This is a genomic window from Frateuria sp. GZRR33 (assembly GCF_051900425.1).
Classification (GTDB): Bacteria; Pseudomonadota; Gammaproteobacteria; order Xanthomonadales; family Rhodanobacteraceae; genus Frateuria_A.
In genome coordinates this window covers 65,007-77,468 of sequence record NZ_JBHZGK010000005.1, presented here as the reverse complement: position 1 = coordinate 77,468, position 12,462 = coordinate 65,007, and the positions used below count along the sequence as shown (strand labels likewise).

The 12,462-nt window shown below is 64.3% G+C and carries 15 protein-coding genes; all 15 read left to right on the top strand.

Annotation, left to right across the window (positions count from 1 at the left end; genetic code table 11):
• The first annotated feature begins 11 nt into the window (after window positions 1–11).
• The 15 genes from ACFWZU_RS07850 to ACFWZU_RS07780 all read left to right on the top strand — a co-directional run bounded on the left by ACFWZU_RS07850 (window position 12) and on the right by ACFWZU_RS07780 (window position 12,405).
• Window positions 12–1,250, top strand: a complete 1,239-nt coding sequence (locus ACFWZU_RS07850) for a 5-methylcytosine restriction system specificity protein McrC (protein WP_439700869.1) — start codon at window positions 12–14, stop codon at window positions 1,248–1,250.
• A 438-nt stretch (window positions 1,251–1,688) separates the two neighbouring features.
• On the top strand, window positions 1,689–1,970 hold the full coding sequence (locus ACFWZU_RS07845) for a hypothetical protein (RefSeq protein WP_439700867.1): 282 nt from the start codon (window positions 1,689–1,691) through the stop codon (window positions 1,968–1,970).
• Window positions 1,971–2,083: 113 nt separating this feature from the next.
• Complete coding sequence (gene queD, locus ACFWZU_RS07840) at window positions 2,084–2,446, top strand: 6-carboxytetrahydropterin synthase QueD (protein ID WP_439700866.1); 363 nt, start codon at window positions 2,084–2,086, stop codon at window positions 2,444–2,446.
• A 120-nt stretch (window positions 2,447–2,566) separates the two neighbouring features.
• Window positions 2,567–2,953, top strand: a complete 387-nt coding sequence (locus ACFWZU_RS07835; RefSeq protein WP_439700864.1) for a phasin family protein — start codon at window positions 2,567–2,569, stop codon at window positions 2,951–2,953.
• 248 nt (window positions 2,954–3,201) lie between these two features.
• The gene (locus ACFWZU_RS07830) at window positions 3,202–3,567 is read left to right on the top strand and encodes a hypothetical protein (RefSeq protein ID WP_439700862.1); all 366 of its coding nucleotides are present in this window, start codon (window positions 3,202–3,204) and stop codon (window positions 3,565–3,567) included.
• 3 nt (window positions 3,568–3,570) lie between these two features.
• On the top strand, window positions 3,571–4,377 hold the full coding sequence (gene atpB, locus ACFWZU_RS07825; protein WP_424682300.1) for a F0F1 ATP synthase subunit A: 807 nt from the start codon (window positions 3,571–3,573) through the stop codon (window positions 4,375–4,377).
• 68 nt (window positions 4,378–4,445) lie between these two features.
• Window positions 4,446–4,724 carry a F0F1 ATP synthase subunit C gene (gene atpE / locus ACFWZU_RS07820; RefSeq protein ID WP_439700861.1) on the top strand — a complete coding sequence of 93 codons (279 nt, stop codon included), beginning with the start codon at window positions 4,446–4,448 and terminating at the stop codon, window positions 4,722–4,724.
• A 93-nt stretch (window positions 4,725–4,817) separates the two neighbouring features.
• Window positions 4,818–5,288 carry a F0F1 ATP synthase subunit B gene (locus ACFWZU_RS07815; RefSeq protein ID WP_439700860.1) on the top strand — a complete coding sequence of 157 codons (471 nt, stop codon included), beginning with the start codon at window positions 4,818–4,820 and terminating at the stop codon, window positions 5,286–5,288.
• A 2-nt stretch (window positions 5,289–5,290) separates the two neighbouring features.
• The gene (locus tag ACFWZU_RS07810; RefSeq protein ID WP_439700859.1) at window positions 5,291–5,824 is read left to right on the top strand and encodes a F0F1 ATP synthase subunit delta; all 534 of its coding nucleotides are present in this window, start codon (window positions 5,291–5,293) and stop codon (window positions 5,822–5,824) included.
• 123 nt (window positions 5,825–5,947) lie between these two features.
• Window positions 5,948–7,498, top strand: a complete 1,551-nt coding sequence (gene atpA / locus ACFWZU_RS07805; RefSeq protein ID WP_231350305.1) for a F0F1 ATP synthase subunit alpha — start codon at window positions 5,948–5,950, stop codon at window positions 7,496–7,498.
• An 88-nt stretch (window positions 7,499–7,586) separates the two neighbouring features.
• Window positions 7,587–8,504, top strand: coding sequence for a F0F1 ATP synthase subunit gamma (atpG, locus tag ACFWZU_RS07800; protein WP_439700857.1), 918 nt, complete (start codon window positions 7,587–7,589; stop codon window positions 8,502–8,504).
• A 157-nt stretch (window positions 8,505–8,661) separates the two neighbouring features.
• Window positions 8,662–10,095 (top strand): F0F1 ATP synthase subunit beta, encoded by a 1,434-nt coding sequence (gene atpD / locus ACFWZU_RS07795; protein ID WP_439700855.1) that lies wholly within the window; start codon window positions 8,662–8,664, stop codon window positions 10,093–10,095.
• A gap of 55 nt (window positions 10,096–10,150) precedes the next feature.
• Window positions 10,151–10,579, top strand: a complete 429-nt coding sequence (locus ACFWZU_RS07790; RefSeq protein ID WP_091335041.1) for a F0F1 ATP synthase subunit epsilon — start codon at window positions 10,151–10,153, stop codon at window positions 10,577–10,579.
• 163 nt (window positions 10,580–10,742) lie between these two features.
• Entirely contained in the window at window positions 10,743–11,258 is a 516-nt protein-coding gene (locus ACFWZU_RS07785; protein WP_439700853.1) for a hypothetical protein, read from the top strand.
• 64 nt (window positions 11,259–11,322) lie between these two features.
• On the top strand, window positions 11,323–12,405 hold the full coding sequence (locus ACFWZU_RS07780; protein WP_439700852.1) for a hypothetical protein: 1,083 nt from the start codon (window positions 11,323–11,325) through the stop codon (window positions 12,403–12,405).
• Window positions 12,406–12,462 lie beyond the last annotated feature (57 nt).

Here is a 12,462-nt window from a genome sequence, read left to right as displayed (position 1 = left end):
GGGCTCCTCAAATGGACGGTCTGAAGGTTGTTGATCTCCGCGAGCGGGAGGCAAGAATATTTGCCAGAGAGGACTTGATTTCTCCAGGGGGGCAATCCCTGATTCTTCCGGAAACTCGTGCTCTATCCGCGATGGACTTACTAGACGTCGCTGGTGGCATTGAAGTCAAGGTTAAGGGGCTCATCGGTTACCTCCCCGTCACCACGTCTCTGGCTTTTAATGTTCAGCCCAAGTTTCCCCTTCCGAACCTTTGGAAGATGCTTGAAGGGGGCGGGGAGTCATACGGCCGGGTACTGGCAGTTCTTCGTTCCTACGAGAGCGCGAGTACAAATGCGCCACACTTGCTCCTTGCACGGGCCTTCTGTCACTACCTAAAGACACTTCTTAGACTTGGCTTGTCGCGCGGGTATTTTCAGGACAGTCACGATGGCTACTTCAAGCCAAAGGTCAATATCGGCCGTACCGTGGCTAGATTTCTTTCGCGTGGTGATGACGTAAACGTATCGTCGGATGTCTTCAATTATTCGGTAGATATCAAGGCCAATCGAGCCATGAAGGCGGCGTGCATTCATGTGCTGCGCCTTCTTCCCCACAGCGATGATTGGAAGCAGGAGCGGGTTCTGCTCGCTGATGCTCTAAATGCTTTTCATCCCGTGGCTGCCCAGCCTTTACGGGCCGACGATCAAGATCTCGCTCGCAGTTTGCCCATCTGGGTGCGCGACGGCTATATCGGTGCGCTTGCTGTCTATTCGATGCTTCTCGGCTACACGAAGATTGGCTTTGGGTATGGCAGCCGAGCCAACGAGCTGCCATCCTTCCTGTTTTCGCTCGACGGCATCTTCGAAAACTACGTTCGGAATGCATTCCGGTTAGCGCTCGCCTCTGCGGGGATCGCTGTGCTCGACGGCAACAAGAATCACAATCACAAGCTATTCGAGGATAACAAAGACTTTTCGATCAAGCCCGACCTAATGTTTCGCCGCGAAGGCAATTTTCTTGGCATTGGCGAAGTCAAGTACAAGCCGAAAGTTTCAGAGGAAGATAGGTACCAGGTGATTAGCCATGTCGTGGCGACCAAAGCTCCCGTTGGTATCTGGATTTCGCCAGGTGATGCTGAGAACGCGGGCGTTCAACGCGTTGGGAAAATTGCCACGGGTGCATGCTTTTATCATTATCGGCTGGATGTTTCAGGGGATATCGAAGACGCGGCTGCTAGGATGGTGGCGACTGTTCGCGAGCTCTTCCCATAGCCTCGTGGGTGCGTATCTGCGTGAGCCCGGCGTCGTGGGGCTGGTGCCATGAGCAGAGCTCTTCGGAGATCGAGTGGCTCGTGGCCGTAGGGGATCGCGAGTCTGTGCTCACGATAAGGTAGACTTCCCTGGGCCTACGAGGGTCAACTGACGGTAAGTTTGTCGGTAGGTGCCAAGGCTCAAGTTGCAAGAACTGCATGGAACAAGGGTTTGGCAGACCTTGTTCGAGTGCACCCATACCACCAGTTCCAGCGGTTGCCCCGCCTCCATGCGATGGAGGCTTGGCGCGGGCGAGCCCTCCAGCAGCCATTTCCCCCTCAGGTATTTTCCGGCCCTGCCGACATCGCCGTGTCCGCCCCGCCATGGGCGCCATGTGGATGCCTGTGTCTCGCCCTGAGTGCGGACTCACATGGCACCACACATTGTGAGGAACCACCGATGAAATTTCCCAACGCACTTCTCGTCGCGCTCTGTGGCGTCGCCGTTTCGTTCGGCGCGCGGGCCGAGTACATCGGTGAGCCCGATTGCTCCGAGCCGACCAAGCCCTACGAATTCACCAGCCAGTGGGAAGTGGGCAGTTTCAAGCGCGACGTCGAAACGTACAAGCAGTGCATCGAGGACTTCGTCGACGAACAGAACGACGCGGTCCGCCGTCATCGCGCCGCAGCGGGAGAGGCCATCGACCAGTGGAACAGGTTTGTGGCGCGCGAGCTCAGATAAGGTTCCCTGGCCATGGCTGGCCGGGGCAAGTGCCTGCCACCTGTGCCACATCCCCCACGGAAGGGCGCCCCCATGGGCAGGCCTGGGGGCTCGCAAGCCTTACAATATCGGCCATGCATATCCATAAAGTTTTCCAGATCGAGGCAGCCCACCATCTGCCCAACGTGCCGGCCGGGCACAAGTGCGCGCGGCTGCACGGACATTCTTTTCGCATCGAGATCCACGTCGAGGGCGAGCCGGACCCGGCACTGGGCTGGGTGATGGACTTCGCCGACGTGAAGGCCGCCTTCGCTCCGCTGTTCGAACAGCTGGACCACCACTATCTCAACGAGATCGAAGGGCTGCAGAACCCGACCAGCGAGATGCTGGCGCGCTGGATCTTCCAGCGCATCGAGCCACGGTTGCCGGGACTCGACCAGGTCGTGGTGCACGAGACCTGCACATCGGGCGCGAGCTGCAGCCGCCGCAGTTTTTGATGCAGCGCGGGAGGTCTTTTTCAGGATTGTCGGAATGACCTTCGTGCGCTGCATGTTGCAGCGCACAAAAACCTCTGCTAGGCTTGTTCCACTCCCAAGAACTCCCGCGAGGGACAAGCCATGACCAAGCCGTTCGATTTCCAGGTTTTCTCCTACGCCCGGCAGTTCGCCGACAGCGCTTTCAAGGCGCAGGTGCTGGTGCTCAAGGGGCTGGAGCAGGCCGCCGGCCTCCAGTTGGGCGCGCTGGAGCAGCATTCCCGCTCCGCTGCCGATTTCCTTTCCATTGCCGGTGAGGCGCGTGACCCCGAGGCCCTGCGCGGCCTGTGGGACAAGGGCGTAGCGCTGGGTCGCGCGCAGGCCGAGCAGGCGGTCGCGCTGACCCAGAACCTCGTGGCCGTCGGCCGCCAGACTGCCGAGTCGCTCGGCGCGCTGATGCAGCCGCTCGCGGCGGCGAACGATGCGGCCGCCCCCAATGCTGCCGGCGGCCGCAAGTCGGCTGCACGGTAAGGGCTTCTGCCCGCGTCCCCATCCTCCCCGCCGGGACGCATTCCCAGGGCCGGACATCTGTCCGGCCTTTTTTATGGCCTCTGCAGGAATTTGCGTCCTCGGCAAAGTGAACGCCAGCGCCCGCACGACAAGATGTCGCAGGCTCGCGGCTTGTCCCTGCAAAAGGCCGGCTGATATACTTTTGCGGATTGGATCGTGGCCCGTAGCTGCAAGGGTGACGCCTGGTGCGAAGCCGCGCGGGAACACACGTGCTCAACAGTCTTGCCTCCGGTCGTCGCCTGGCCCTGCGCATCGTGATGTGGCAGGTCGCCGTGGCAGCGCTGGTCGGCCTCGTCTTCCTGATGCAGGGGCGCCGCGAAGCCTTGGCGGCCCTTGCAGGCGCCCTGGTGGTGGCGCTGGGCAACGCGCTGCTTGGCGCGCGGGCCTTCGCCGGGATGCACGGGGCGGGCATGGCGCTGGGCCGGCTGCTGTTTGGCATGGTCCTCAAGTGGATCGCGGTCATCGGAGGGATGGGCGTGATCCTGATCAAACTGAAACTGCCGCCGCTGGCCGCCATTACGGGGCTGGCGGCTGCTTACGCGGTTCATCTGCTGGCGTTTCGATTCAAGGGTTGACACATGGCAAGCGAGCCGCAGGGCGGTCTTACCGAATACATCTCCCACCACCTCAAGCACCTGACTCCACATACGAGTCCGGAAGGCTTCTGGGCGGTGCACATCGATTCGGTCACGGTGTCGCTGGTACTGGGCGTGCTGTTCTGCCTGTGGTTCTGGATGAAGGCGCGCAAGGCGACGGCCGGCGTGCCGGGCAAGGGCCAGGCCTTCGTCGAGATCGTGCTGGAGTTCGTCGATGGGCAGGTCAAGGACGTGTTCCACGGTGACCGGCGCGTGCTGGGCCCGCTGGCGCTGACCGTGTTCGTCTGGGTGTTCCTGATGAACGCGATGGATCTTCTGCCGGTCGACCTGCTGCCCTGGATCACCGAGAAATTCGGCATCGGCCATTTCCGCGCCGTGCCCACGGCCGACATCAACATGACCTTCGCGATGTCGCTGACGGTGTTGATCCTGATCATCTTCTACAGCTTCAAGGCCAAGGGCTTCAGCGGCTACATGCATGAGATGTTCACCGCGCCGTTCGGCAAGCACCCGCTGCTGTGGATTCCCAATTTCGCGCTGAATCTGGTCGAGCTGCTCTCCAAGCCGGTGAGCCTGGCGATGCGACTGTTCGGCAACATGTACGCCGGCGAGCTCGTGTTCATGCTGATTGCCGGGCTGTTCACCGCCGGCAGCTGGGCGCTTTATGGCATGGGCATCATCGGCTACACCGTGTGGGGGATCTTCCACATCCTGATCATTTCGATCCAGGCCTTCATCTTCATGGTGCTGACCGTCGTGTACATCTCGATGGCTCACGATCACCACTGATCGGCCGTCCGTCTTTTAGAACAACGTCCAACCGAAACACATAAGCTTTTCTTTCTGAGGAGATCGTCGTGGAAGCTATCGTTCAAATCGCGCAAATCCAGGGTTTCACCGCCATCGCGCTGGGCCTGATCATCGGCCTGGGCGCCCTCGGCGCCTGTATCGGTATCGGCGTCATGGGTTCGAAGTTCCTGGAAGCGGCTGCCCGCCAGCCGGAGCTGGTGCCGCTGCTGCAAGGCCGCATGTTCCTGCTCGCCGGCCTGATCGACGCGGCGTTCCTGATCGGCGTGGCGCTGGCGATGTACTTCGCGGTGGCCAACCCGCTGCTGTCGGCCCTGACGTCGAAGTAAGCCCGACGCGGCGCTTGCGCGCCGCTCCCCTACGGGCGCCCGCGATCGCGGCGCCCGTACCCGTATCACCCCGCATTTACAGGTAACGCAGCGATGGATTTCAACGCGACCTTGATCGGCGAAATGATCGCCTTCGCGATCCTGATCTGGTTCACCGTCCAGTTCATCTGGCCGCACATCAACAAGGCCATCGAAGAGCGCCAGCTCAAGATCGCCGAAGGCCTCGACGCCGCCGAGCGCGCCCGCGCCGAACTGCGCGATGCCGACAGCAAGGTGGCCGCCGAGATCAAGGTGGCGCGCCAGCAGGCCGCCGAAATCATCGATCGCGCCCAGCAGCAGGCCAACCAGATCCTGGACAAGGCCCGCGCCGACGCGATCACGGAGATCAACCGGCTGAAGGCCAGTGCGCAGGACGACATCGCCTCGATGGCCCAGCGTGCCCGCGAGGAGCTGCGCGAGAAGGTGGGCGCGCTTGCCGTGCAGGGCGCCGCCAAGATCGTGCAGCGCGAGATCGATCCGTCCGCGCACAAGGCGCTGCTCGACCAGCTCGCCACCGAGATCTGACCATGGCCCAGGCAATCACCCTCGCTCGTCCGTACGCGCGCGCCGCCTTCGAGCTGGCGCACGAGGCCGGCGCGCTCGGCGAATGGTCGCAGGCGTTCGCCTTCGCCGCGGCGGTGGCGAAGGACGCGCGCGTTTCCGCGCTGGTCGGCGACCCTCGCGTGCAGCCGGCGCAGCTGGTGGCGTTGCACCTGCCGCAGGGCATGGGTGCGGACACTGCATTCGCCCAGTTCCTGCAGACGCTGGCCGAACAACGCCGCCTGGCGCTGCTGCCGGAAGTGGCGGATCTGTACGAGGAGCACAAGCGCGAGGCGGGTTCGCAGCTGAAGGTCAAGGTCACCAGCGCGATGGCGCTGGATGCCGCCCAGGCCGAGCAGCTGAAGGCCTCGCTCAAGCGTCGCTTCAAGCGCGAGATCGAGCTGGAAGCCAAGGTCGATCCGGCGCTGCTCGGCGGCGTGGTGATCGACACCGGCAGCGAGGTGATCGACGGCTCCGCGCGCGGTCGCCTGCAGCGCCTGGCCTCGGCGCTGGCAAGTTGATTCAAGCGCGGCTTCCGGGCCGCGAGGCAGCGCCGGTCACCCGGCGCTGAGTAAACATCGAAGAGCACGCCGGCCATGGGGTCGGACGCTTGAAAAAGCATTCCCAAATTCAGGAAAGCGATCATGTCCAGCACCACTCTGAACCCGTCCGAGATCAGCGAACTGATCAAGAGCCGCATCGAGCAGTTCAAGCTCGGTGCCGAGGCCCGCAACGAAGGCACCATCATCAGCGTGTCCGACGGCATCGTGCGCATCCACGGCCTGGCCGACGTGATGCAGGGCGAAATGATCGAGCTGCCGGGCAACGCCTTCGCGCTCGCGCTGAACCTCGAGCGCGACTCGGTCGGCGCCGTGGTGCTGGGTGAATTCCAGCACCTGAAGGAAGGCGACACCGCCAAGACCACCGGTCGCATCCTCGAAGTGCCGGTCGGCCCGGAAATGCTCGGCCGCGTCGTCGACGCGCTGGGCAACCCGATCGACGGCAAGGGCCCGATCAACGCGAAGAAAACCTCCCCGATCGAGAAGGTCGCGCCGGGCGTGGTGTGGCGCAAGTCGGTCGACCAGCCGGTGCAGACCGGCTACAAGGCGATCGACTCGATGATCCCGATCGGCCGCGGCCAGCGCGAGCTGATCATTGGCGACCGCCAGACCGGCAAGACGGCCGTGGCGATCGACGCGATCATCAATCAGAAAGATTCGGGCATCTACAGCATCTACGTCGCGATCGGCCAGAAGCGCTCGTCGATCGCCAACGTGGTGCGCAAGCTGGAAGAAAACGGCGCGCTGGCCAACACCATCGTGGTCGTCGCTTCGGCCTCCGAGTCGGCCGCGCTGCAGTACATCGCGCCGTATTCGGGCTGTGCGATGGGCGAGTATTTCCGCGACCGCGGCGAAGACGCGCTGATCGTCTACGACGACCTGTCCAAGCAGGCCGTGGCCTACCGCCAGATCTCGCTGCTGCTCAAGCGTCCGCCGGGCCGCGAAGCCTACCCGGGCGACGTGTTCTATCTCCATTCGCGTCTGCTCGAGCGCGCCGCGCGCGTCAACGAGGCCTACGTCGAGAAGGAAACCAACGGCGAGGTCAAGGGCAAGACCGGTTCGCTCACCGCGCTGCCGATCATCGAGACCCAGGCCGGCGACGTCTCGGCGTTCGTGCCGACCAACGTGATCTCGATCACCGACGGCCAGATCTTCCTGGAAACCGACCTGTTCAACGCCGGCATCCGCCCGGCCGTGAACGCCGGTATCTCGGTGTCGCGTGTGGGCGGCGCGGCGCAGACCAAGATCGTCAAGAAGCTCTCCGGCGGCGTGAAGCTGTCGCTGGCCCAGTTCCGCGAGCTGGCTGCGTTCGCGCAGTTCGCCTCGGACCTGGATCCGGCCACCCGCGCCCAGCTCGACCGCGGCCAGCGCGTGACCGAGCTGATGAAGCAGAAGCAGTACGCGCCGCTGTCGATCGCCGAGCTCGCGCTGTCGGTGTACGCCGCCGAGAAGGGCTACCTGGACGACCTGCCGGTCGCCAAGGTGCTCGACTTCGAGCGTGGCCTGCACGCGTTCTTCCATCAGAACCACGAGGAACTGATGAAGAAGATCGTCGCCACAGGCGACTGGAACGGCGAGATCGAGGGCGTCTTCAAGAGCGGCCTGGACGAGTACAAGAAGACCGGTTCCTGGTGAACCCCGCCGGTGGGCCTTGAGGCCCGCCGTGCACGTTGACGGCGGACCTTGAGTCCGCCCCACGCAGGTCGAACCCAAGAGCAGACAGATGGCAAGCGGACGCGAAATCAAAACCAAGATCAAGAGCACGCAGAACATGCGCAAGGTGACGCGCGCGCTCGAGATGGTCTCGGCCTCGAAGATCCGCAAGGCGCAGGATCTGATGAAGGCCTCGCGTCCGTACGCGCGGATGATGCGTCGGGTGATCGCCCACGTGGCGCAGGCCAACACGGACTTCAAGCATCCGTTCCTGATCGAGCGCGAGAACGTCGCGCGCGTGGCCTTCATCGTGATCTCCACCGACCGCGGCCTGTGCGGCGGCCTGAACTCGAACCTGTTCCGGCGCGTGCTGCCGGCGGTGCGCGAGTGGCAGGACAAGGGCGTGCAGGTCGACGTGGTCGCCATCGGCCAGAAGGCCAATCAGTTCTTCCGCCGCATCAAGGGCGTCAACCTGGTCGGGAGCGTCAGCCACCTGGGCGAGCGGCCGAAGCTGGAGCAGCTGGTCGGCGTGATCAAGGTCGTGCTGGACGCGTATGCGGCCAATGGCCTGGATCGCGTGTTCCTGGCCTACAACGACTTCGTCAACACCATGACGCAGAAGCCCATGGTCGATGCGCTGCTGCCGCTGCCGCTGGTCGCCGCCGAATTGGCAGCCCAGCAGGGCTCCGGCGACAACGCCTACGCCGGCATCACGCTCGAGCAGACCCACGACTGGGACTACATCTACGAACCCGACGCCGCCGCGGTGCTCGAGCACGTGCTCGGCCGCTACGTCGAGTCGGTGGTGTACCAGGGCGTGCTGGAGAATCTCGCCAGCGAGCATGCCGCGCGCATGGTTGCCATGAAGAGCGCCTCGGACAATGCCAACAAGGTCATCGCCGAGCTGACCCTGAGCTACAACAAGGCGCGCCAGGCGGCGATCACCCAGGAAATCTCGGAGATTGTTGGTGGTGCCGCGGCAGTATGAGTGCAGGCATCGATGCCTGCGAGAGCAGGTCAAAAAGCGGCCATCCATGGCCGCACTGTTGAACTAAGAGCGATCGCCTTGCGGTTGCAGTAGATCAAGAGCGACGCTTCGGTGGCGCTTTTTAAAGAAACCTAAGAAATCCATCCGGAGCACATCCATGAGCCAGGGCAAAGTTGTTCAGATCATCGGCGCGGTCATCGACGTCGAGTTCGCGCGCGATCAGGTGCCGCAGGTGTACGACGCACTGAAGATCGACGGCATGGACATCACGCTGGAAGTCCAGCAGGTACTGGGCGACGGCGTGGTCCGTACCATCGCGCTGGGCTCCACCGAAGGCCTGCGTCGCGGCCTGGTCGCGCACAACACCGGCGAGGGCATCAAGGTGCCGGTCGGCGCCGCCACGCTCGGCCGCATCATGGACGTGCTCGGCAACCCTATCGACGAGGTCGGCCCGATCAACGCCGAAGACCACTGGGTCATCCACCGCGAAGCGCCGAGCTACGACGAGCAGGCCGCCGCCAACGAGTTGCTGGAAACCGGCATCAAGGTGATCGACCTGGTCTGCCCGTTCGCCAAGGGCGGCAAGGTCGGCCTGTTCGGCGGCGCCGGCGTGGGCAAGACCGTCAACATGCTCGAGCTGATCAACAACATCGCGACCCAGCACTCCGGTCTGTCGGTGTTCGCCGGCGTGGGTGAGCGCACCCGCGAGGGCAACGACTTCTATCACGAGATGCAGGATGCGGGCGTGGTCAAGCTCGACAACCTGCCCGAGTCGAAGGTGGCGATGGTCTACGGCCAGATGAACGAGCCGCCGGGTAACCGCCTGCGCGTCGCGCTGACCGGTCTGACCATGGCCGAGTACTTCCGCGACCAGAAGGACGCCTCGGGCAAGGGCAAGGACGTGCTGCTGTTCGTCGACAACATCTACCGCTACACCCTGGCCGGTACCGAGGTGTCCGCGCTGCTCGGCCGCATGCCGTCGGCGGTGGGCTACCAGCCGACCCTGGCCGAGGAAATGGGCGTGCTGCAGGAACGCATCACCTCCACCAAGACCGGCTCGATCACCTCGATCCAGGCCGTGTACGTGCCCGCGGACGACCTCACCGACCCGTCGCCCGCGACCACCTTCGCGCACTTGGATGCGACCGTGGTGCTGTCGCGTAACATCGCCGCGCTCGGCATCTACCCGGCGGTGGATCCGCTGGACTCGACCAGCCGCCAGCTCGATCCGAACGTGATCGGCGTCGAGCACTACGACGTTGCCCGCCGCGTGCAGGGCACGCTGCAGCGCTACAAGGAGCTCAAGGACATCATTGCGATCCTGGGCATGGACGAGCTCTCCGAGGAAGACAAGCAGGTGGTGTCGCGCGCGCGCAAGTGCGAGCGCTTCTTCAGCCAGCCGTTCCACGTGGCCGAGGTGTTCACCGGCGCGCCGGGCAAGTACGTGTCGCTGGCCGAGACCATCCGCGGCTTCAAGATGATCGTGGACGGCGACGTCGACCACCTGCCGGAGCAGGCGTTCTACATGGTCGGCGGCATCGACGAGGCGATCAAGAAGGGCGAGGAGATGTCCGCCAAGAAGGCGGCCTGATCCCCAAGGGCGGGCCCGACGGCCCGCCTTCCCCTGAGCAGAACGAGACACCACCATGGCAACCACCATCCGCGTCGAAGTCGTCAGCGCCGAAGCCGCGATCTACTCGGGCGAGGCCACGATGGTCGTCGCCACCGGCGACCAGGGCGAGCTGGGCATCACGCCGCGCCACGCCCCGCTGATCACCCGCCTGAAGCCGGGCAAGGTCGTCGTGACCGAGGCCGGCGGCGAGAAGGTCGACATCTCGATCACCGGCGGCGGCATCCTGGAAGTGCAGCCGCATGCCGTCACCGTGCTGGCCGACACGGCAGTGCGCTCCGAGGAAATCGACGAGGCCGCCGCGCTGGCCGCCAAGAAGGAAGCCGAGGACGCCCTGGCCAATCGCTCCGACGCCATCGACGTGGCCGAGGCACAGGCCAAGCTGGTCGCCGCGCTGACCCAGCTGCAGGCGCTCGAGCGCCTGCGCAGGAATCTCAAGCACTGACCGGCTGCGAAGCCCGACGCCAAAACGCCGGCCTCGTGCCGGCGTTTTCGTTTTCGCGGCCGCTCCCGCTCCCTCCGGGGGCAGCTGCCGGCTCGCATCAGGCAGATTGGCGCACAGGGCGCTCCCGGCTAGGCTGTCTCCTGGCCTCCAGGAAGGGCTCACCATGACTCGAGCAGCCACGCTGTGCATCGCCATCGCTCTGCTCGCTGGTTGCGCCCACACTGTGCGCAAGCCTGTCCCGTCCGGTGTTGGCTCGGCGAGCTATCGTGCTGCTGCGGACAGCGGCCTGGCGCACTACAACCTGGCGATGGGCCAGATCGCCATGGGTGCCACGCTCGAAGCGCACCAGCCGCCCGTTTACCCCGAAACCATGCTCGCCACCTGCCCGGCACGCATCGAGCTGCCGGCGCGCGTGATCGTCGGCACCGGGGGCAACGTCGATGACGTGCGCATGCATCCCTCGGTCGGGGAGCAGGCCTTCGCCAGCGCCGTGCGCGAAGCCGTGCGCAACTGGCGCTACACGCCGTTGACCATCACTCGCTGGGCGGCCGACGCGGACGGCACCAGTCATCCGGTCGCCACCGAAGCGAAGCCTTTCAGCCTTGACTACGTCTTCACCTTCCGTTGCGAGCATGGCCGCACCACGGTTTCTTCGGGGCCGGACTCGACAGCGCGTTGATCTGAACGCCGCGCCCACACGTCCGCGCCTAGACTCGCGCCGGACTGGGCTGTCAGGACCGCGCATGAAACACGTCGCCCGCCGCACGCTGGTCATCGTGCTGGTCATCGTCGCGCTGCTGGTGGTGGCACGGCTGGCCCTGCCCTACGTGGTCAAGGACTACCTCAACCGCAAGATGGACCGCATGGGCGACTACCACGGCCACGTCGCCGACGTGGACATCCATCTCTGGCGTGGCGCCTACAGCCTGGGCGACCTGCGCATCGACAAGGTGGACGGCAAGGTGCCGGTGCCGTTCTTCTCCGCGGCCACCACCGACATCGCGATCAGCTGGCGCGCGCTCACCCACGGCACCGTTCGCGCCCGCGTCGAGTTCGACCACGCCAGCCTCAACTTCGTCGACGGCGGCAACAAGGCACCCAGCCAGGCCGGCACGGGCGTCGACTGGCGCCAGCAACTGGAAGGGCTGGTGCCGATCCGGCTGGACGAGGTCACCGTGCACAACAGCCAGGTCACGTTCCAGAATTTCGTGTCGCACCCGAAAGTCGACATGAAGATGACCGACGTCGAAGCCACCGCGGTCAACCTGAGCAACGCCGACCGCAGGGGGGGCAGTCGCGTGGCCGATTTCCATGCCACTGCCAACGTACTGGGCAACGCGCCGTTGATGGCCGACGCCAGCTTCGACCCGCTCGATCCGAAGTTGCTGGATTTCACCTTCGACCTGCGTATCAGGCAGATCGAGCTCAAGCGGCTCAACGACCTGGCGCGGGCCTACGCCAAGCTCGATTTCGCCGGCGGCAGCGGCACCTTCGTGATGCAACTGAAGGCGCGCAACGGCGAGCTCAGCGGTTATGCCAAGCCGCTGCTGCACGACGTCAAGGTGTTCAGCTGGAAGCAGGACGTCGAGCAGGACAACGAGAACCCGCTGCGGGTCGCCTGGGAGGCGGTCGCCAGCGGCATCACCTGGCTGTTCAAGAACCACGACAAGGATCAGTTCGCCACCAAGGTCCCGATCAGTGGGCGCATCGACAACAAGGATGTCGGCGCCTGGAAGGCGGTGATCAACGTGCTGCACAACGCATTCGTGCAGGCCTACACGCCCAAGCTTGAAGACCTGGAACCGGCGCCGGAAAAGAAGGACTGACCAGCCCGCTTCACGGACACGCTGCTATCCTCGGCGGCCATCGAAAGCTTCCCCGGT